Below are 21,248 nucleotides of genomic sequence, written 5' to 3'. Positions count from 1 at the left end.
GGACAACACGGATTTAGCACCATGACTGATGTCTCAATGGAAGGTATCGAGCAGCTTCCGCTGCGAAAGTTTACTGAAGATGCCTATCTGAATTACTCCATGTACGTAATCATGGACCGGGCCCTGCCGTTTATCGGCGATGGCCTGAAACCGGTACAGCGCCGGATCATTTACGCAATGTCTGAGCTGGGCCTGAGTGCCACAGCCAAATACAAGAAATCGGCCCGGACCGTGGGTGACGTGCTGGGTAAGTATCACCCGCACGGTGACTCGGCCTGTTATGAAGCCATGGTTTTGATGGCGCAGCCGTTCTCGTACCGTTATCCGCTGGTCGACGGCCAGGGGAACTGGGGTGCACCGGATGACCCGAAATCGTTCGCGGCCATGCGTTATACCGAATCGCGCCTGTCACGTTTTTCTGAAGTGCTGCTCAGTGAGCTGGGTCAGGGCACGGTCGAGTGGGGTCCGAACTTTGACGGCACCATGAAAGAACCTCTGATGCTGCCTGCCCGTCTGCCGCACATCCTGCTTAATGGTGTCACGGGGATTGCCGTGGGTATGGCAACCGATATTCCGCCGCATAATGCCCGTGAAGTCGCCAATGCCGTGGTGCATCTGATCGAAAATCCGAATGCTGATCTGGACGAGCTGATGACGTTCGTCAAAGGTCCGGATTATCCGACGGAAGCGGAAATTACGTCTTCGAAAGAGGATCTGAAAAAGATTTACCGCACCGGGAAGGGCAGCGTGAAAATGCGTGCGGTGTGGAGCAAGGACAACGGTGAAATCATTATCACCGCGCTGCCGCATCAGGTTTCCGGTTCGAAACTGCTGGAGCAGATTGCCGGGATGATGCGGGCGAAGAAATTGCCGCTGGTGGAAGACTTGCGTGATGAGTCGGACCATGAGAACCCGACCCGGATTGTGATCGTGCCGCGCTCGAACCGCGTTGACTGCGAACAGCTGATGGAGCATTTGTTTGCGTCGACTGATCTGGAGAAAAGTTTCCGGGTCAACCTGAATATGCTGGGTCTGGACGGACGCCCGCAGGTGAAAGGTCTGGTGACGATTCTGTCTGAATGGCTGACCTTCCGTCGTGAGACGGTGCGTCGCCGCCTGCAGCACCGTCTGGACAAAGTGCTGGCCCGCCTGCACATTCTGGAAGGTTTGCTGGCTGCTTATCTCAACATCGATGAAGTGATTGAGATCATCCGTACTGAAGATGATCCGAAAGCAGAACTGATGAGCCGTTTCGGGCTGAGTGCGACTCAGGCGGAAGCGATTCTTGAGATTAAATTACGCCAGTTAGCCAAACTGGAAGAGATTAAGATCCGAGGTGAGCAGGACGAACTGAATAAAGAGCGTGAGAAGCTGGAACAGCTGCTGGGCTCTGAACGTCGCATGAACACCCTGCTGAAAAAAGAACTGCTGGCCGACGCTGAGAAATACGGTGATGACCGTCGTTCGCCGCTGGTCGAGCGTGCTGAAGCCAAGGCGATGACTGAGCGCGATCTGCTTCCGAGTGAAGCGATTACCGTGGTGTTGTCCGATAAGGGCTGGGTCCGTCATGCCAAAGGCCATGAGGTGGATCCGAGCACGCTGAATTATAAGTCGGGTGACAGCTATCTCAGCCACGCTCGCGGAAAGAGCAATCAGCCAGCCGTCTTTATTGGCAGCGACGGCCGAAGTTATGCGCTGGAATCTCATTCGCTGCCGTCTGCGCGCAGTCAGGGTGAGCCGGTTACCGGTCGTCTCAACATTACCCCAGGCAGCAGTGTACGGCAGGTTCTGATGCCGGAAGATGAGCAATACTGGCTGATGGCGTCTGATGCCGGTTATGGTTTTGTCTGTAAAGGCAGCGACATGATTTCTAAGAACCGGAATGGTAAGGCGCTGCTGAGTGTTCCGGCTGAATGTGAAGTGATGCCGCCACAGCCGATCTCGGATCTGAAATCAGATCAGGTGCTGGCGATCACCAATGAAGGCCGGATGCTGGTCTTCCCGATCCAGGATCTGCCACAGTTGGGTAAAGGGAAAGGGAATAAGATCATCAATATTCCGGCTGCCCGTGCCAAATCTCGGGAAGAGTTCTTGTCGCATCTGCTGGTACTGCCAGCAGGCGGTGAGCTGACGCTGTATGCCGGTAAGCGTAAGCTGGGACTGAAAGCTGCGGATCTGGAGAACTTCATCGGTGAGCGCGGACGTCGCGGGGCGATGCTGCCGCGTGGCCTGCAGCGGGTCACCAGCTATGAAATGACCTCTCCGGATCAGGACGATGATCAACTCTGATGATCACCCTGAGCTGTAAGTGATGAAGCAGGCCTCATTTCTGAGGCCTGTTTTGTTTCTCCGGGGCATTTGAACTGGTGTCAGGATCCGACAAAAAAGCCGTTTTATGGATGTAATTTCCCTTTGACTGGGTATACTAGCGCACGCTTGTACGCTGAGGAGAATTTGATGATTGCTGTATTTCGACTGTTGGCACTTGCGCTGTTTGCCATCGTCATGTTTGTGTTCGGTTGTGGTTATTGCCTGCTGAGCCCGCGTAACCCGAAACATGTTCACACGTTTGCCCGTTTATTCGCGAAAATGTCCCGTATCCTCGGCATTCGGCTGGAATTACGTGTGGCAGATGCAGCCAAAGAAGTCGGCCCGAGCGTGCACATCGGCAACCACCAGAATAACTACGATCTGTTCACCATTGCCGGTGCAGTTTTGCCGCGTACCGTAACGGTCGGTAAGAAGAGCCTGCTGTGGATGCCTTTGTTTGGCCAGCTGTACTGGCTGACCGGCAACATTCTGATTGACCGCGCGAACCGCAGTAAAGCCATGGGGACGATCGGACAGGTTGTTGAAAAGATTAAAGAACGAAAGGTATCGGTGTGGATGTTTCCGGAAGGAACCCGCTCCCGTGGCCGTGGTCTGCTGCCATTTAAAACCGGTGCGTTTCATGCTGCGATTGGTGCCGGCGTACCCGTCGTCCCGATTGTGTGCAGCACCACAGACCATGTAAAGTTTAATCGCTGGAACAATGGTGTGGTGATTGTTGAAGTGATGCCACCGGTTTCGACCGAAGGGATGACCAAAGAAGACATTCGTGAGCTGTCAGAGCGTTGCCGTGATCTGATGGTCGCGAAGCTGGATGAGCTGAATGCTGAAGCTGCGGCCCGATCCGCCAAATAATCGTTTCACGGATTGTATTGTCAGGAAGACAGGCCATTGGGCCTGTCTTTGTTTCTGTCGTCAGAAAAGGTGAGTCATGAGCCGGGAATTTGTGATATTGGTGAATCAGGCCGGTGAGCATCTGGGGCTGGCTGAAAAAATGCAGGCTCACCGGGACGGTTTGTTGCATCTTGCTTTCTCGGTGCTTTTGTACCGGGAAACCGCAACAGGCAGAGAGTTTCTGCTGCAGCAGCGGGCGATGGGGAAGTACCACAGTGGCGGCTTGTGGACCAATACCTGTTGCTCTCATCCGCGTGAGGGAGAAAGCCTGCAACAGGCCGCATCACGGCGTCTGGACGAAGAGTTGGGGATCAAGGACGTGACGAGCTTTGAGGAAGTGGCCCGATTTATTTACCGCGCAGCGCTGGATAACGATTTAGTTGAGCATGAACTGGATTATGTTCTGGTTGCAGAAACGCCGGTTCTGGCTCTAGCGCCCAATGTGGATGAAGTGATGGCTTACCGCTGGTGGCCAGAGGCGGAACTCTCCGCTTGCCTGGCGCAATCCCCTGAAACTTTTACGGCCTGGTTCAGTGAAGTCTACAAGCATACGCTGGAATCACTCCGTCCATAAAATTTGCGCACAAAAAAAGACGGGCCGGACCCGTCTTTTTCTTTCATTGCATTGTTAAATCCGCATTTTTGCATCAGAGCCCGGGGATTGACCGGAATCAGGCTTTGCGTACAGCAATGGCTTCGATTTCGATTTTCACGTCTTTTGGCAGACGGGCAACCTCAACGCAAGAACGCGCCGGGTAAGGGGCATGGTTTTCATCGAAGAATTGACCATACACTTCATTGACGGTGCCGAAGTCGTTCAGATCTTTCACAAACACGGTCATTTTCACGATATCTGACACTTTCAGACCAGAAGATTCGACAACGGCTTTGACGTTTTCCAGAGACTGACGTGCCTGTGCCGCGATATCTTCCGGGACTTCACCGGTCGCCGGATTCACTGGAATTTGGCCGGAAGTCAGAACCATGTTGCCCAGATCCACGCCCTGAACATATGGGCCGATCGCTGCAGGCGCTTTGTCTGTGTGCAGTACTTGAGTCATCGTTGTTCCTTATTGATTCATTGTGAAGGTGCTAGGGTCACCAGATCCTAGTGTGCAACGCCTTCTCTGGCAGGTCAAAAGGTTTACTCCTGAAAAACAGGGACCAGCCGGGAGTTTTGAATCACTTCGGGATCAGACTTGTCAGCATCGCTTGTCTGATAATCCGCTGGTGCGTCTGCTTTCAGGGCGACATCTTTACTGTCATTTGTGGTTACGGGGAAGGTCCCTGTCACCTGAGTCTGGAAGCTGCTGAGCGGTGACGGGGTCGGACGGGACTCGGACACCGGGGCAGGCGCGGGCCGTAATGCTGCGGTTTCAGGATTGTGAGGTAGACCCAGTGCGTCCGGTACATCGGTGTTACGGTTGATGCGTCGGACATAAGGAGAGACTTCGATACTGGCGAGGTCATGACTGGCAGATGTGGGCGTGATCCCTAACTCGGCCAGCCAGTCGAAGATCAGGGTGGCCGGGATAAACTGGCTGTAGCGGAGCGCCGGACGCAGGTTTTTCAGATCTTCCGGATTGTTCACGATGGCGACGGTGATCCCGACGACTTCGCCGGCGTCATTCAGCACCGGGCCGCCGCTCATACCGGACATCACCGGAGCATCACTCAGTGAGTACAGGCATTGGGTGTTGGTATCTATGACGTCCTGCAGGTATTTACCCTGGCCCTGAATGCTGTTCCCCAGCAGGGAATGTCCCAGATGAGTGACATCCTGATCCGGGTAAATCAGTCCCCAGGTTGGCACGCTGGCGGAATCGGTCCGGATCAGCGCCAGATCGCAGAGTGGATGATAAATCACATCCCGGTTCCAGGAATAGCGGGCGACATGTTTGGCCGTGACCTGAAGATGCGGTGTAATCGGGACTGACGAACCGAATCCGCCAAGCAGGATGGGTACGCCGATCACCACCTGCTGATTGGCAGTATGTGTCGGTGCCTGAGAAACCTCACCATTGGTCATGATACAGCTGACAAGCCCCAGCGCCAGAACCCCGGCAAACAGTTTGCCTGCCCATTTTTTCAGCAAAAGATGACAATACTGCGCATTCCAATTCATTGAATGTCCCTGCTTTAGTGCCTGTGATACAGGACGAAAACGTGAAACCCCAGAAGAAACGCAGCGGACTGACCTGATGGAAGTCAACGATGCGTGGCGTTTTTCCTGAGTCTAGGGAGCAGCCTGACGAGACAATGTTGTTGAACTGAGAATGGCGGGGCTGAGGAGTCAAAAGGCTGTAAAAACAGTAAAGCCGGCTCAGAGGTGAGCCGGCTTTCTCAGTTTTGTCATCGGAGATGGGCGGACAATCAGTGGTAATCGGTGACAATATCGCGTGCAAAGACTTTTTCACAGTATTTGCACTTCAGACGGACTTCTTCATGTTTGGTCAGAACTCTGAAACTGCTGTCAACCGGCTCATTGTGGGTGATGCAATTTGAGTTCGGGCACTTGAAGATCGCGTTGATCTGGGCAGGCAGTGACAGCGTCAGCTTCTTCACCACCTGATAGTTTTCAATCTGATTGACCGTGGCTTTTGGGGCATACAGCGCCAATTGATTGGCCAGCTCTTCATTCAGGAAGACATTTTCAATTTTGATCAGATCCTTGGTGCCCTGAACGGAAGAGGGCAGATTCAGACCAATGGTCACTTTTTCTTTGGCTTCGTGCAGCTGGAACAAACGCAGGACCTTGATGCCGATATTGGCAGGGATATGGTCAATGACAGTGCCGTTTTTGATCGCTTCAACCTGAAGTTGGGTATCTTTTGTCATGATAGTATCTCCTGCTTAAAGATTTGGGTTCAGCACCAGCGCCAGCAATGCCTGACGGGCATAGACCCCGTTTTCTGCCTGCTGGAAATAATAGGCGTGCGGGGTGGTATCCACATCTGTGGTGATCTCATCAACCCGTGGCAGCGGATGCAGCACTTTGAGGTTTTCCCGTGCATTGGCCAGCATGTCTGCGTTCAGAATATAAGCCGCCTTCATGTGGGCATATTCCGATTCATCGAAGCGTTCTTTCTGCACCCGGGTCATATAGAGGATGTCCAGTTCAGGGATCACTTCTTCCATCTGCGTATGCAGGCTGTACTGAATGCCGGCTTCGTCCAGCTCTTCGCAAATGTAATCCGGCATCGCCAGCGCTTCCGGTGCGATAAAGAAGAAGCGGATGTTGTTGAACTTCGACAGTGCCTGCGTCAGAGAGTGGACGGTACGGCCGTATTTCAGATCACCGACAAAGGCGACATTGAGATTGTCCAGCCGGCTCTGAGTTTCAGCAATACTGAACAGATCCAGCAGGGTTTGGGTCGGGTGCTGGTTCGCTCCGTCGCCCGCGTTGATGACCGGAACTTTTCCGGAAAACTCGGATGCCAGACGGGCCGCGCCTTCCTGCGGGTGACGCATCACGAAGGCATCGACATAAGAGGTGATGACCTGCACGGAATCAATCAGGGTTTCGCCTTTCTTGGCCAGTGACGTATTGCCGCCGCTGTCAAAGCCAATCACACTGCCGCCCAGGCGCTGAATTGCCGTTTCGAACGACAGGCGGGTGCGGGTCGATGGCTCGAAGAAACAGCTGGCGATGACTTTATGTTTCAGCAGCTCTGGGTTGGGTTCCTTTTTCAGCTGTGCGGCTGTTTCAACGATCAGTTCGAGTTCACTGCGGCTAAGCTCGGGGATTGAAATAATGTGCTTATGGTATAGCGAATTCGCCATGGCGCTTCCCTCTTTGGTCTGGAACAAGTTGCTTCAGCTCTGTCTGGTCCGGAGTTACAGGTAAAAAAAAGCCCCCTGAGATCAGGAGGCTTGTGGATTCGGTTTCGGAGAAACAAAAACGGCACGGCTCGCCGTGAACCGGCGGCGTCGCTGCAGATTTTGCATTGCGATCAGGGCCATTTTTTGCTCTCTCCAGACAAATTGCGGAGGATTATACCGTCATTTTTCTGGGGCGCAAGCGTTTGCCCGGTTGGATGTTCGCTAGCTGCCCAGCGTTGCCACCATCACGGCTTTAATGGTGTGCATCCGGTTCTCCGCCTGATCAAAGACAATCGAATGTGCCGACTCAAAGACGGATTCTGTTACTTCCAGCCCGGACAGGCCGTATTTTTCTGCCACTTCCTTTCCGACGGTGGTTTCATCATTATGAAACGCGGGCAGGCAGTGCATGAATTTGACGCTGGGATTGCCGGTTGCTTTGAGTGTGGATGAATTCACCTGATAAGGCAGCAGATCCTTCACCCGCTCATCCCAGGCAGACGGCGCTTCACCCATCGAAACCCACACATCCGTGTAGAGATAGTCACATCCCTGAACGCCTTCATCAACCGATTCGGTCAGAGTGATACGTGCGCCGGTTTCCTTTGCAATTTCAAGGCATTGCTTAATCAGTGTCTCTTCCGGCCAGTAGGCTTCCGGCGCAACCAGACGGATATCCATCCCCATTTTTGCCGCACCCACCATCAGGGAGTTGCCCATGTTGTTCCGCGCATCGCCCAGATAGGCAAATTTGATTTCCTGCAGCGGTTTTTCCGGGATGTGTTCCTGCATCGTCAGAAAGTCAGCCAGGATCTGCGTCGGGTGGAATTCATCGGTCAGACCGTTCCAGACCGGGACACCAGCGTATTGCCCCAACTCTTCGACGATATCTTGTCCGAAACCGCGGTACTGGATGCCGTCATACATCCGGCCCAGCACCCGGGCGGTGTCTTTCATTGATTCTTTATGACCAATCTGACTGCCTGACGGTCCGAGATAGGAGACACGGGCGCCCTGATCAAAAGCCGCCACTTCAAAGGCACAGCGGGTACGGGTCGAGGATTTTTCAAATATCAGGGCAATATTCTTGCCGTTCAGGCGCGGCTGCTCGTGGCCGGTATATTTGGCTTTTTTCAGTTCTGCGGAAAGTGTCAGCAGGTGCCCGATTTCGCGTGGGGTGAAATCCAGCAGCTTGAGAAAATTCCGGTTGCGCAGATTAAATGCCATATCTCGTCCTCGTGTTCATGACTTCAGCGAACACTGATCGCTGCGTTATGTATGTAAATACGTCATTTGTGAATAATTACCCATAAAATATGAAATTATATATGCTCGTGTCAATCGTAAAAGTCAGCTGAAAAGCCGGAAAAAAGCGCGGTCGGTCCGTGCTGGATTGCCCGGTCTGGTAACGGTCATGAAACCCGGGAAAGAAAAGGGCGGGGAGAAGATGGAAATTCATGGTGATCCGTGCCATATTGGCGGCCGATTTTGTACATACTCAGGTCGTCAGACCCTACTTGGAGAGACCCTATGTCTTACGCAGAACTGATTGAAGAGCAGAAGGAAGAGACTCGCGAGATTATCGAGTCCCTGCTGGAAGATGGCAGTGATCCGGACGCGCTGTATTCGATTGAGCACCACTTCTCCGCTGATACCTTTGCGCAACTGGAAGGTGCTGCTGCAGAAGCATTTAAAATGGGCTTCGAAGTGATGGATGCTGAAGAGCTTGAGCTGGATCCGGAAGACGGCGGCGGTAAAGTTGTCTGTTTTGATGCCGTGATGGAATCTGCACTGGATGCTGAGCTGATCGATGAGCAGGTCCTGAAGCTGATGGAACTGGCACAGAAATACAACATTGATTACGACGGCTGGGGCACTTATTTCGAGTCGGGTGAAGACGACGAAGAGTGATGATCCCATCTGTGGCTAAAAAATCCCCCGATTCGTCGGGGGATTTTTTTAGTGCGACCGATCATCATGAAGATCAGGGAGAAAGTCTTTTTCCCGCTTCCAACGGATATCACCTCAGGCTACAGGCTGAGATTTCGCTCAAAATGCACGATATCGACATCCGGTTTTAATTTGTAGAGCTGTGCCAGTCGGCCGCCGGATTTCACTTTCTCATCCAGTGCTTCGAACATCCCTGAGGCCTCAATTCTTCTCACCAGACTCTTACGCTGGATTGGCTTGGCAATAATCGCTTCAATGGCCGATTTGAGCTGTCCGATGGTGAACTGTTCGGGCAGGCAGTAGACCGGGATCATCGAATACAGGGCCTTTTGCTGTAAGCGTTCTTTGGCTTTTTCGATGATGTGCTTGTGATCAAATGCGACGGCGAGATCGGGCAGTTCACCCAGATCCACCCACTTGACGTCATCGACGGCGTCGATTTGTGTCGCAGCGTGTTGCGGGGAAATTAAAGCGTAATACACCAGCGTCACGCTGAATCCTCTCGGATCGCGGTTGATCCCGGAAAATGCCTGCAGCTGCTCCAGATATTGTGGCGCAACGCTGGTTTTCTCTTTGATTTTCCTCAGCGCACTCATATCGGTATTGTCGTCTGAGTCGACATCCACAAATCCGCCCGGTAATCCCCACCGTCCCTGAAAAGGGGCGTTCGCCCGTTTCACCAGCAGAACTTTCAGGCTGCCCTGCAAAATTGTAAACAGCACGCTGTCCACCGTGAACAGTGGGTTTTTGTATTGGTTTAAATCGTAATCAAGCGCCATGACAATCTTATTTTGTGTCTTTTCGACACAATAACGAAATCTTGTTAATCAGGCAAATGAAGAGGAGTCATACATAAGGAAATCAGATATTGTGTCTTAAGGACACAAATTTGTTGATTGGTGGGATTTTGTTTGCTACCTTGTTTGTGTCTTAAGGACATTATTTGTGAGGGGATATGAAAGTCATCAGTTATGAATACGCTGGAAACACAAAAGATGTGGCATATGAAGCCTTTACTTTTTCCGGAGGAGAAGAGCACATCCGTTTCAATCCATCGGATTTCGCTCAAAGCGAAAAAGTACAGGTGATTGCCAGAGTCACGAACTCCTCACAGGTAATGCGTCTGTTGATGGCCGTTGATGCATTAAAAAGACTGTGTATGGAACGGATATCAATTGAATTGCTTATCCCGTATTTCCCGTATGCGCGTCAGGACAGGGTCTGTGTGGCCGGTGAAGCGCTGGGCGCGAAAGTCATGGCATCCCTGATTAACCAGCTCAATCTGAATAAAGTCACCGTGTGGGATGCCCACAGCGAGGTGGCGCCGGCGTTACTGGACAGAGTCGAAAATATCGCCCAAGTCAACCTGATTGAACAGTTTCCGCAACTGCGACAACAGCTGAGCAGCGGCGCACTCACATTGATTTCGCCGGATGCAGGCGCAAGCAAAAAAACGGTCAAAATCTCGGAGCACTTTGGCGGTGAGCCTGAAGTGATTCAAGCGCAAAAAGTCCGTGATCTGAAAACCGGTGAAATCCTTCAAACTCAGGTGCTGGGTGAGGTCAGCGGAAAAGATGTGCTGATCGCCGATGACATCTGTGATGGGGGCAGAACCTTTATTGAACTGGCGAAAGTACTGAAAGCGCAGGGGGCTAAGTCCATTGCTCTCTATGTGACCCACGGCATCTTTTCTCAGGGGCTGGCCGTTTTTGCTGGCCTGATCGACACCATTTACACCACGAATTCTTGCCGTGATAAAGCGGATTTCATTCAGCACAGCGATGTGCAACTGGAAATGATCGAACTGTAAGGAGTACCCCATGACGATTACCGCAGCCAGCATGCAGAAAGATGTTTATAAAGAATTTCACAGCCGTGCTTACCACCCGGATGTCACAGAAGTCTATGCGAACTATACGTCCCGCAGCGGCAAGTTAAGCAACGTGGAAAATAACGACAAAGTGGCCTTTGTCGGCCTGCAATACTTTATCAAAAGTTATCTGCAGGAAGAGTGGCAGGCCTTCTTTGAGGCGGACAAAGAGAGCGCTGTGGCAAACCACAGACGGATTATGAGTGCCATGCTGGGCTATCCTGTGGATGTCAGTTATCTGGAAGCGTTGCACGACCTGGGCTACCTGCCGTTAAGAGTGAAAGCCTTACCGGAAGGCACCCTGGTGCCCTATCAGGTGCCGCCAATCACCATTGTGAACACCAAGCCCGGTTTTGAGTGGCTCACCAATATGATTGAGACCGTTCTCAGCTGTGAAAACTGGCCGATTCAGACCAGTGCCACCACTTCTGTGGCTTACCTGAAAGTCTTTCGGGAATTTGCGGAAAAAACCGGGCTGCCGGCGGAGATCGTGCCATTTCAGGGCCATGATTTTAGCTTTCGCGGTATGTTCGGGAAACACGCGGCGGCGATGAGCGGCTTTGGGCATCTGGCATCGGGCCTGGTGGGAACCGACACCATTCCTGCGGTGCTCTTTGCAGAAAAATACTATGGCGCGAATGTGGACGAAGAGCTGGTGGGCTGCTCGGTCGATGCCACGGAGCACTCGGTTACCTGTTCCTGGATCCTCGAAGGCGAAATTGAGTTTTTCCGTTACCTGATGCGTGAACAGTCACCGACGGGCATTCTCAGCGTGGTTTCAGATACCTGGGATTTCTGGAAGCTGGTCACGGAATATCTGCCACAACTGAAACAAGAGATCATGGCCCGCGAGGGGACTGTGGTGATCCGCCCGGACTCAGGCGATCCGGTGAAAATTCTGACCGGATATCGTTTATCGCCGGTATCCGAATATAGTGAGCTGGTTCATTCACAACAGGAAGCTGAGCAAGCGGCAATGCGCGAAGGTTTCGAAGCGTATCGCTGGCAGGGTGAATATTATGGGGTTGTTGATGGCGAAACTCTGCCGCTTCAGCCATGTGAAATCAAGGGATTAATTGAGTGCCTGTGGGACACGTTTGGTGGGACTGTCACCGACAAAGGTTACAAGCTGCTGGATGAACATATCGGTGCTATTTATGGGGATGCGATTACGCTGACCCGTCAGCGTCTGATTTTACAACGGCTCATGGAGAAAGGTTTTGCCTCTAAGGTGGTGCTGGGCATTGGCTCATTCAGCTATCAGTATGTCACACGGGATACCCATGGCTCAGCTGTGAAAGCAACCAGCGTGGTCAAAGGTAACCAGCGGGTTGCGATTTTCAAAGAACCAAAAACCGACAGCAAAAAGCGCTCGGCAAAAGGCTTGCTCAAAGTGGACCGTGTTGATGGTGAACTGGTGTGCTTTGACAACGTCTCGGAGGCAGAGGAGCAGCAAGGATTATTACAGGTTGTCTTTGAAGACGGTAAATTGCTCAAAGAGACGACACTCCACGATATCAGGGCGCTGATCAGTACGCAGATTTAACGGACGTTTGATTTAATTTGTGATTGAAAAAAGCTGGCATGACCAGCTTTTTTTCGATGAAGACTCTACGTCAGTGCGATCCTATGTTTGAGCAGGAAATTGAAGCAAGGTTTGATAAAAGAGTTAAAGTCAGTTGAAGTGAATTAAACGAGTTGCACTGAACTTTCAGACCCGATTACCTTGTTGACTTTTTATTATTACAAAATCATCGATAAGGGCTGTAGTTCATGAATCATAAAATAACATGTGACATTGAGCTAAGGAAATTTCTTAAAATTTTATTTAAAGATATACTTTTGACTTTCATATCTTCCGGCGCTTACTGGGTATGGGCAATGCCAAAAATCATGCAATATACCTATTCTCAGACAAAAATCGGTTCATTCAAGTTTGATTATCATGTTACACCATATGATCTATTACAATATGTGCTGGGTCTTGGGGGTGTTCTTTTTGTTTGGTTCGTTGTTGCTGTTCAATCGATTGAGTTGTTTATTATTTCAGCAGTCACATTTATCTTATGCATCCCGCTTTTTTATTATAAGTGTGTACAGATTAGTGTCGGTGGTAAGAGTCTAAATTCTCAGAGGTTTAACTTCTCTGGACCTAAGTCGGGTGCATACTTTCTCTTTTTCCATCCGAAGATAGTTTTCTTTTTGTTTTTGGTGTGTGGGTTCGTGTACTCAGGTTTTCAAATTCAAAGAACAAATGAAATTTTCAGCTATGGTCTTTATGGTTGTGCTTTCCTGTCTATGATACTGTTGATTGTCGTTTTTGTGGTGGAAAAAGCACGTTATATTATCAATCACTACGAGTACGGTAATTATTGCCTGAAGACTACAATCTCTGAAAAAGATATCTTTCAATCAGTGCTCAGTGCATTTATATCCGTGAAGTATTTTTTTGTGGCGATTGCCCTGAGTGGGTTTATTTATTGGATGTCTGGCGATGATTTCTGGAAGATGTTGTCATTTGTCTTTGCGTTTGTTTTGATTCTGTCATTTTGTATCTCATATGCAGCAGATTATCGGCGTCGTTATTTTGACAAGATTCGAGTGGATGGAATCGATGATTTTAAATTTGTGTCTACCGCCAGCGGGTGGCATATATTTCTGCATTGCTTTAGTTGTTTATATTCTTTCATCTTTACTTTTGGGCTTGCCATGCCTTGGTTGTTCGCGAGCAGACATAAATTTTACTTTGAACACATTATGATCGTCGGAGAACTGCGACAAATTGAAAGGGAGCGTGTATCCGCAGCCCAGATTGAAACGGTTGGCTGAGAAAAAGATCACTGGAACCAGGCTCACCATCAATGCTGCCGACAGTGGCAGCATTGAATGAAAGAAAAAGTGAATACTCAACCTGCCGGGTCAAAACCACTTCACCATTTGGATTTCACAGGCATCATGGCCGGTACTGCCCATGGGCTCCTGAATATGGTGAAATCCCAAGGACTCGTAAAGTGCGATGGCTTCCACAAGATTGGCGGTCGTTTCCAGATAGCAGGCCCGGTAGCCCTGTTCACGGGCAAATCGTAATGCTTTTACTGCGAGTTTACGTGCCAGACCACGTCCGCGGAGCTCCGGCAGGAAGTACATTTTCTGTAACTCGCAGATGTCTTCTGTGCCGGTCAGTGCAGCGATACCGCCGCCGCCCAGCACCCGGTGCTGGTGTTCAATCACCCAGTAGGCATGCCGTGCAGGCTGATAAACTTCACTCATGCTGTCGAGGGTCGGATCCGCCACACCATAACCTTTGTCTGCCGTCAGGCCATATTCCGCAGAGACACGTCGCACCACAGCTGCAATCGCGGCATTATCCAGCGGGGTTAGTGGCCGGATGGTATAGCCATGTTGTCTGCCGGCCATCACCATGGCTTTCCGGTACCGTTGCAGACTTTGACTCAGTTGCTCGATTTCATCCACATCCATTTGAGCCAGAAAGCCATCCACCTGAGCATTCAGTCGTTGATGCAGTTCCGCCAGCCGGGCCGCTCCTTCGGGGGTCAGGGTGGCAATCTGACTGCGTTTGTCATCCGGATGCGGGCGGGAGATGACTAGTCCGGCATTACTGAGAACGGCCAGGGTTCGGCTGGCATTTGATTTGTCGACGTTCAGCCGGGTCGCCATGTCATTGACCGTGCAGGGCTGGGTTTCCAGTTCAATCAGGACATGCGCCTGAACCGGTGTCAGCTCCATATTGCCACACTGGCTGTCGAGCATGCCGAGCTGACGGACCAGTTGCCGGGAGAGCTGGCGTAAAGTTTGTGCATCCATCTAGAACGATCCATTTTGTTGTGGTTTGCAACTAAATTTAATTGCGAATCACAACTATGTCAATGAAGGATCGAATGATGTCCGCATTGAAAGCGGAGATTCTCCTGATGTTTTTCTCTGCGCTGCCAGACTGTTTCATGTGCAAGATAAGCCAGTGTATTAATGGCTGGTTCAATCAGTGCCATGATGCCACCGACCATCCAGTTCCCGCTGATCAGGTAAGCAACCGTGAAGGCCACACTGAAATGGACTGCTGCAAAGCTGATGGTTTTATTGGCAGGCTTACCGAAACGTGAGTTTTTCAGCGCAGGCCATTGCCAGACTTTCTCATGAAAGTAAAAAGCCACGGTATTGACCATAGGTTCGATCAGGGCAATCAGGCTACCCAGAATCATGTCGCCGGTCAGCAGATAGGCGACGGTAAACGCGACGGTGAAATGGATGACGGCGAAGCTGATCGTTTTTTTCATACTGTGATCCTCGGTTGATGATCACAGTATGGGATTTCCTGTTCAATCAGTAAAAACGTTTAATTCAATATCATCAATCGTTGATACCTATTTTAGATTATTCACCGACATGAATAAGAGCAGGATGTCGCCTTATTAACCGGAGACCGGCAAAACTTTATGCTGCTGATTGCATTGTGCTGCGGTATATTGGCCCGGTGAATTTTGCACATTCTCAGTGCATTTGAAAAACTGATTTTTCTTAATGCTTGCAGATAATTAGGACACATCATAATGAATAATAAGGTTGTATTTCATGGCAAGGGTGGCGAGTTCTTCGGCATCTGGATTGTCAATATTTTGCTCAGTATCGTGACCCTGGGAATCTATTCAGCCTGGGCGAAAGTAAGGACAAAAAAATATTTTCACGGGAACCTGGAGCTGGATGGGGATCGCTTTGATTATCATGCCACTCCGAAGCAGATTCTGATTGGCCGGTTGATTGCTTCAGTCTGCGTTCTGGTTTGGGCGGTAGCCAGTAATTTTATGCCAGTTATCGCTTCGCTTCTGATGCTGGTGTTTGTGGGATTTTCTCCCTTACTGGCCCGTAACAATGCCCGTTTTGATGCCCGGATGACCAGTTACCGCAACGTGCGCTTTAATTTCAACGGATCTCTGAAAGGCGCCTATTGGGCGATGCTGGGCTGCGGCTTGTTCTCGTCGATTCCGCTGGTCATTCTGTTAATTGCTGCCGGGGCTGTGAGGGATACGTCAATTGTTGCCTCGGTTCTGTTTATCATTCTGTCTTTTGCTGCTTATATCTTTATTTTTGCGAATGTAACAGCTTCGATTACCCGTTATTTTGCGAACGGCTATCAGTATGGTGATCGTCAGTTCAGCGCGGAAATCAGTACTGGATTCTTTGTGAAAACGGTCTTGTTTGCTGCTTTGCTGGGAATCGGAATTTTCATCGCGGTGTTTGGTGTGATTGCAATTGTTGCAGGTATGAGCGCGATGGTCTCTGTCAGTTCTGGTCAGATGGACAGTGGATTCGGTCAAATCTTGGGCGCTGTGGGTGGTATGGGCGGTATGGCTGGCATGGTTCTGCTGATGGTACTGGTTTCTGCATTTATTCAGGTTCGGGCCCGGAATTATACCTTTGCTCAAATGAAGGTTGAAGGTGAGCCAGAATATGGGTTCTCTTCTACTCTGACGACTGGTGGATTCCTCTCGTTGACGGTGACTAATTTCCTGGCTCAGGTCTTTTCGCTGGGTCTGGCGCGTCCTTGGGTCATGGTCCGAACCTCACACTACTTTGCTGATCATACATTGGTGATTGGCGACTTGTCGCAGTTGAAGGCGAAGGGTGAGCTGACCGACGATGGCGCAGCGATTGCTGATGAAGTCGCGGCTGCCTTTGATATTGAACTGGGTCTGGGATGATTATCGCGGGCACCTGCCATCCGCCGCTCAGTGCTGAGCGGCTGGCGGCTGAGCTGGAACTGATGCCGGATGGCAGACTGACACTGCGATGTGGTGAACATACCGGTGAGTGGTCGGCAGATGCGCTGGTCTTGTCAGCACCGTTGGGCAGACTGCCGGCTCAGATTACATTTCCTGATGGCTGGTTATTTAAAGCGGCTGAAAACAAGATCCTGGCGGATTGGATTCAGGCGCACACGGGCAAGCAAAGTCAGTGGCTCCATAAGCTGGAACGCCACTGGCTGGCAATTGTGGTCAGTATTGTCTTTCTGATTGCATTGGGGGCAGGCACATACCGTTATGGTATTCCGGCTGCCAGCCATACGATGGCCCGGATGCTGCCCAAGGCGGTTCCTGAGTATATCGGCAAAGCCGTGCTGGAGACGCTGGATGAGTATCTGTTTAAGCCATCACAGCTGGACGAACAGGAACAATGGCAAATCCGGGACAGATTTGCATTGCTTCAGGATAATCTGCCACCGCTACCGTTTGAGACGAAGATTATTTTCCGTTCATGGCAAAAAGGGCCGAATGCCTTTGCACTGAGTGACGGCACCATCGTGGTGACGGATTCTCTGGTGGAACTGGCGACGACTCCGGCTGAGCTGGACAGTGTTCTGCTGCATGAGGTGGGTCATGTGTATCACCAGCATGTGATGGAAGCTGTGGTTCAGTCGACACTGTTATCCGTCTCGGTAGCTCTGCTGACCGGCGAAAGCTCCGGGCTGGCAGATAACCTGACTGGTGCCGGTGTCTTTATTGCCTCTTCCGGCTATTCCCGTGACGCAGAGCGTGAAGCCGATAGTTTTGCGGCTGAGCAGATGATCAAGCAATATGGCACGACCGAGCCGATGGCTGCGATGTTCAGCCGTTTTATGGAATATGACAACGGCAGTGAAATACCTGAATGGCTGCAAAGTCACCCGGATCTGTACCAACGGATCGAGGCGGTGAAAGCGCAGGATCATTCAATGCTATCTGAATAAAATCTCCTCTCGCGATGATTCAGGGCTGTTGGGTCTTAAAAAGGCCCGCAGCCTCCTTTCTGAAATGATTTTATCCCTTACAAAGTGGGTTAATTTAGAATTAAATGCAATAAATGGCACTGAAAGTGGTTGTTCATCAAGCAACAAGTTCAAATTTCCAATGATTCTTTCGTATCGTAAAAATATTGATATGTGACTGCTTGTATAACCATTCATGTTCTGTATATTATGCACAGTGTTTTTTATATGTGCTTTGTTTCTGTTTTTCAGGCGCAGACTTTGGATTCAATCATCTCAGCCAATGGAAAATCATGATGATCTCATTTTCAAAAATCAGACAAGTTTTGATACTCATGTCGCTGATTGCTTTGACTGCCTGTAATAGTGGCGAGGGTCAATCGAAGAAGCAGCCTGCTGCAACTGAATCAACTCAGATACGCGGTCAGATTTTTAAAGGACCTGTTTCGCATGCAAGGGTGAGAGCCTTCGATGAAATTGGAAATTACCTAGGAGAAACCGTTACTGACGATAAAGGTTTCTATCAGCTGTCTCTGAATCCGTCTTATCGGGGAGTGGTCCGGATTGACGCCAAAGGGGGCAATTATGTTGACGAAGCAACTGGCGTGTTGACCCCACTGACAGAAAGTTTGAGTGCACTTAGCGTGCTATCAGAAAATGAAACGGTCATGAATGTGACGCCGCTGACAGAGCTGGCTGTGCGTGCCACTAGGATTGATCGTTCACCAAGAAAGATTGCATGGGCAAACCGCCATATCGCAATCTTAATGGGCCTGGATCTTGATATTGTCCGTGAGACACCGGTTGATCTGCTGGATACAGCACATCGAGGAAAATCTGGTGCTAATGTGGATTACGCGTTAGTGATTGCCGGAATGACCCAAATGGCAGAGACGCAAGGGATCGACTTTGGCAAATTGGTAAATGCCTTCAGGCTGAATGGCAATGGTCAAGTAGAGGATGAGCAGCAATTAACACGATTAAATACAGGAATTAACGCCTTTCTGGATTCAGTGCAGAACAAAGTGATTGTGGATCGGAAGCGGTATTACCGGAATAACCCACCAGTCTTAGAACAATTGGACTGGCAAAATGTATTTGAAGGTTTTGAATTCAGATTTGCACCAAAGGTGAGTGATGACAGGGGGGGATTGACTTACCGATGGCAGCAGACTTTTGGGCCAGAAATTCAGTTTGAGGGGACAAATACAGCGGCAATTACGTTCCGTGCGCCTGTAACTGAGGAAAAAGAGACGTTTGAGTTTCAGCTCACGGTCACAGACTCTGGTGGTTTGAGTGTCAGTCAAAAGTATGTTGTCCGTGTTATGCCGACTCCTGTGATCTCCGGGGTTGCTTTCAAAGGACCTATTCAGGGGGCAACCGTTAAAATTACTCAGGTAGACGGTACATTGATTGGGGAAACCACGACAGCATCGGATGGCCGGTATCAAATCAAGAACACCCATGCTTATCAAGGTTTAGTCATTGCAGAAGTTACTGGTGGCACTTATGTCAGCGAAGCGACGGGACAGACTGTATCGTTAGAACAGACCCTGCGTGCGGTCACAAACATGAAAGCCACAAATACGTCGTTGAATATCACCCCTTTTACTGAGCTCGCTTTTCGCCGGGCAAAACATTTAGGGGAAACCCTGGACGTTAGCAAGGTTGAACAAGCTGCACTTGATGTGTCCCGGGCATTTGGCGTATTTGGTCTTGTCAACAATGAACCCCTGAATCTCATGGATCCGTCGAGCAAGATTAACAGTTTCAGCACTGAGTCTGATTATGCGCTATCTCTGGCTGCTGTTATGGTTGCAATGCATAAAAGTTCACAAAGCTTAGCTGAATGGCTGGATCGTGTGTCTGAAGATTTATCTGATAACGGAAAAATTGATGATATTGAGACACTGAATGCTTTGTATAGAGGGGTCTACAGCTTTATTAAATCACCTCAGAATAAAGCCAAAATTACAGAGCATGACAGCATCGTATATCTGAGTTTCTATCGAAGTACACCACCTACAATAGTGTCAATTTCTCCGAGTGATGGTCATGAAAGGGCGCAAATCAATGTGTTTGTACAGGCTCAAGATACGGGGATTGGTGGCATCCGTTTTTATTCTTTAGAGCAGCAAAGTGGGCCGGCAGCCGATTTCAGAGAGAAGCAATTTGAAAGTCCTCTAAAAATAAGATTGCCCGAACTGAATGGAGAGCAAGCAGAAACTCTGACCTTTAAACTCACGGTCAGAGACTGGGATGAACTGACCGCTTCCGCCACATTCTCGATTCAAGTACAGCCTTACCCAGACATTGTTCTGGATAAAATTATCGATCCGCAACTGCGTCAATGCATTGAATCTCACTCTCCGAAAATTCATGATATCGGGGGCTTAAGGAGCCTTCAATGTGGCCCTGATTACGCGGGGATCAGTCAGTTGGACGGCATGGAGCAATTTGTCTATCTGACAAACTTTGAGGTGCTGGCGAAAAACCAGATTAGGGATCTCACACCTTTGGCAGACCTGCCAAACCTGAGCGGCCTTGCAGTTGAGCAAACGGTGATGACGGATCTGACGGCATTCACAGTGCTCAAGAAGCTGGAGGACTTAAGCCTCAAGGATAGTTTGCTATTGACTGACTTTAGCGCACTACCTCAATTGACTGGATTGCAGGAAGGGAATTTTTATGGGACGGGTCTAAGTGATGGTCAGATCTTTCAGCAGTTACCGACACTGAAGGCGATCAACATCGGGAAAACGCAGGTTCATGATTTTAGTTTCTTAAAGGATAATAGCCGAATGAGTTCACTCGGGGTCTCTGACTTGGGACTTACGCATCTCGACCTGCTTGAGCTGGAACATCAATCCGATTTGTATGGGCTTGATCTTTCGGGCAACCCGTTGACTGATATCACACAACTGGCTGCGTTAACGAAATTGAATCGGTTGAATTTGTCAGGAACGAAAGTTTCAGACTTGTCGCCTCTGGCATCCTTCAAGCGCATAAGAAAAGTTGATGTTTCTCATACCGAGGTGACTGATCTGTCGGTGTTCAGGGCATTGAAAGGGGTCAGTGAAATTTCTTTACAAGGGTTTAAAGGCACCGATATCAGCCCGGTGATTGACATGATGAAAGCGCAACCCCCTAGGTATTCGAGAAGGGTTGATCTCACTGGAGCGGTGCAGGTGCCTTGTTCTCAAATGACGGCCTTACAGCAACTGCGTGTCAATATTTTTGTTGAAGTGAAGCCGGGGGAGACCTGTACTGTGAATTAACCGTGTGCTGACCAAACATGACTGAAAAAAAGAGGCCATCCGGCCTCTTTTTCATGTCTTGATTTCAATTGAAACCACTTACAGCGCCGCGATGGTCGATTTTGGATCTTCATGTTTGATCCGGGTTTCTTTGTAATCTGTCAGCTTCTCGCGCTTTTGGGAACCACAGCTTCCGGGGCTGTTGCGATTTTGAAAGGCCCGCAGCCTCCTTTATGAAATGATTTTATTGCTTACAAAGCGGATTCATCTTCGAAACATTGCAATAAAGTGTAGTGAAAAGAGTTGATCATCAAGCAACAAGTTCAAATTTCCAATGATTCTTTCGTATCGTAAATTTACTTATATG

The 21,248-nt window shown here is 49.9% G+C and carries 18 protein-coding genes; 10 read left to right on the top strand and 8 right to left on the bottom strand.

Annotation, left to right across the window (positions count from 1 at the left end; genetic code table 11):
- Positions 1-21: 21 nt before the first annotated feature.
- From parC to idi, 3 genes are all read left to right on the top strand, one after another.
- Positions 22-2,289, top strand: coding sequence for a DNA topoisomerase IV subunit A (parC, locus tag L4174_RS13895; protein ID WP_248141477.1), 2,268 nt, complete (start codon positions 22-24; stop codon positions 2,287-2,289).
- Between the two features lie 168 nt (positions 2,290-2,457).
- Positions 2,458-3,183: a 1-acylglycerol-3-phosphate O-acyltransferase gene (locus L4174_RS13890; RefSeq protein ID WP_248141476.1), complete on the top strand. Its 726-nt coding sequence runs from the start codon at positions 2,458-2,460 to the stop codon at positions 3,181-3,183.
- Between the two features lie 76 nt (positions 3,184-3,259).
- The gene (idi, locus tag L4174_RS13885) at positions 3,260-3,796 is read left to right on the top strand and encodes an isopentenyl-diphosphate Delta-isomerase (protein ID WP_248141475.1); all 537 of its coding nucleotides are present in this window, start codon (positions 3,260-3,262) and stop codon (positions 3,794-3,796) included.
- A gap of 97 nt (positions 3,797-3,893) precedes the next feature.
- Here idi and L4174_RS13880 read toward each other — a convergent pair whose 3' ends face one another.
- From L4174_RS13880 to argF, 5 genes are all read right to left on the bottom strand, one after another.
- Positions 3,894-4,283, bottom strand: coding sequence for a RidA family protein (locus L4174_RS13880; protein WP_211647082.1), 390 nt, complete (start codon positions 4,281-4,283; stop codon positions 3,894-3,896).
- 83 nt (positions 4,284-4,366) lie between these two features.
- Positions 4,367-5,347 (bottom strand): trypsin-like peptidase domain-containing protein, encoded by a 981-nt coding sequence (locus L4174_RS13875; protein ID WP_248141474.1) that lies wholly within the window; start codon positions 5,345-5,347, stop codon positions 4,367-4,369.
- A gap of 248 nt (positions 5,348-5,595) precedes the next feature.
- On the bottom strand, positions 5,596-6,060 hold the full coding sequence (gene pyrI, locus L4174_RS13870) for an aspartate carbamoyltransferase regulatory subunit (protein WP_248141473.1): 465 nt from the start codon (positions 6,058-6,060) through the stop codon (positions 5,596-5,598).
- Positions 6,061-6,075: 15 nt separating this feature from the next.
- A complete protein-coding gene (gene pyrB, locus L4174_RS13865; RefSeq protein ID WP_248141472.1) occupies positions 6,076-7,005 on the bottom strand; it encodes an aspartate carbamoyltransferase in 930 nt (309 codons plus the stop codon).
- A 261-nt stretch (positions 7,006-7,266) separates the two neighbouring features.
- On the bottom strand, positions 7,267-8,271 hold the full coding sequence (gene argF, locus L4174_RS13860; RefSeq protein WP_248141471.1) for an ornithine carbamoyltransferase: 1,005 nt from the start codon (positions 8,269-8,271) through the stop codon (positions 7,267-7,269).
- Between the two features lie 303 nt (positions 8,272-8,574).
- Between argF and rraB the strand changes: the two genes are divergently transcribed.
- Entirely contained in the window at positions 8,575-8,955 is a 381-nt protein-coding gene (rraB, locus tag L4174_RS13855) for a ribonuclease E inhibitor RraB (protein WP_248141470.1), read from the top strand.
- A 119-nt stretch (positions 8,956-9,074) separates the two neighbouring features.
- Here rraB and L4174_RS13850 read toward each other — a convergent pair whose 3' ends face one another.
- Positions 9,075-9,773, bottom strand: a complete 699-nt coding sequence (locus L4174_RS13850; protein WP_248141469.1) for an NUDIX domain-containing protein — start codon at positions 9,771-9,773, stop codon at positions 9,075-9,077.
- Positions 9,774-9,949: 176 nt separating this feature from the next.
- Here L4174_RS13850 and prs point away from each other — a divergent pair, with 176 nt between their 5' ends.
- From prs to L4174_RS13835, 3 genes are all read left to right on the top strand, one after another.
- Positions 9,950-10,804 (top strand): ribose-phosphate diphosphokinase, encoded by an 855-nt coding sequence (prs, locus tag L4174_RS13845; RefSeq protein ID WP_248141468.1) that lies wholly within the window; start codon positions 9,950-9,952, stop codon positions 10,802-10,804.
- 10 nt (positions 10,805-10,814) lie between these two features.
- Positions 10,815-12,410: a nicotinate phosphoribosyltransferase gene (locus L4174_RS13840; protein WP_248141467.1), complete on the top strand. Its 1,596-nt coding sequence runs from the start codon at positions 10,815-10,817 to the stop codon at positions 12,408-12,410.
- Positions 12,411-12,637: 227 nt separating this feature from the next.
- Complete coding sequence (locus L4174_RS13835; protein ID WP_248141466.1) at positions 12,638-13,693, top strand: DUF898 family protein; 1,056 nt, start codon at positions 12,638-12,640, stop codon at positions 13,691-13,693.
- Positions 13,694-13,783: 90 nt separating this feature from the next.
- Here L4174_RS13835 and L4174_RS13830 read toward each other — a convergent pair whose 3' ends face one another.
- Positions 13,784-14,689, bottom strand: a complete 906-nt coding sequence (locus L4174_RS13830) for a bifunctional helix-turn-helix transcriptional regulator/GNAT family N-acetyltransferase (protein WP_248141465.1) — start codon at positions 14,687-14,689, stop codon at positions 13,784-13,786.
- Between the two features lie 59 nt (positions 14,690-14,748).
- Positions 14,749-15,159, bottom strand: a complete 411-nt coding sequence (locus tag L4174_RS13825; protein ID WP_248141464.1) for a DUF2061 domain-containing protein — start codon at positions 15,157-15,159, stop codon at positions 14,749-14,751.
- Positions 15,160-15,432: 273 nt separating this feature from the next.
- On the opposite strand from L4174_RS13825, the gene L4174_RS13820 reads away from it, so the two are divergent.
- The 3 genes from L4174_RS13820 (at position 15,433) to L4174_RS13810 (ending at position 20,902) form a co-directional block, all read left to right on the top strand.
- On the top strand, positions 15,433-16,581 hold the full coding sequence (locus tag L4174_RS13820) for a YjgN family protein (RefSeq protein ID WP_248141463.1): 1,149 nt from the start codon (positions 15,433-15,435) through the stop codon (positions 16,579-16,581).
- Positions 16,578-17,606: a M48 family metallopeptidase gene (locus L4174_RS13815; RefSeq protein WP_248141462.1), complete on the top strand. Its 1,029-nt coding sequence runs from the start codon at positions 16,578-16,580 to the stop codon at positions 17,604-17,606. The genes L4174_RS13820 and L4174_RS13815 overlap by 4 nt, the downstream gene beginning before the upstream one ends.
- A 311-nt stretch (positions 17,607-17,917) precedes the next feature.
- The gene (locus L4174_RS13810) at positions 17,918-20,902 is read left to right on the top strand and encodes a leucine-rich repeat domain-containing protein (RefSeq protein ID WP_248141461.1); all 2,985 of its coding nucleotides are present in this window, start codon (positions 17,918-17,920) and stop codon (positions 20,900-20,902) included.
- Positions 20,903-21,248: the final 346 nt, after the last annotated feature.

Source organism: Photobacterium sp. CCB-ST2H9 (assembly GCF_023151555.2).
Lineage (GTDB): Bacteria > Pseudomonadota > Gammaproteobacteria > Enterobacterales > Vibrionaceae > Photobacterium.
This window is presented reverse-complemented; position numbering and strand designations above follow the sequence as displayed.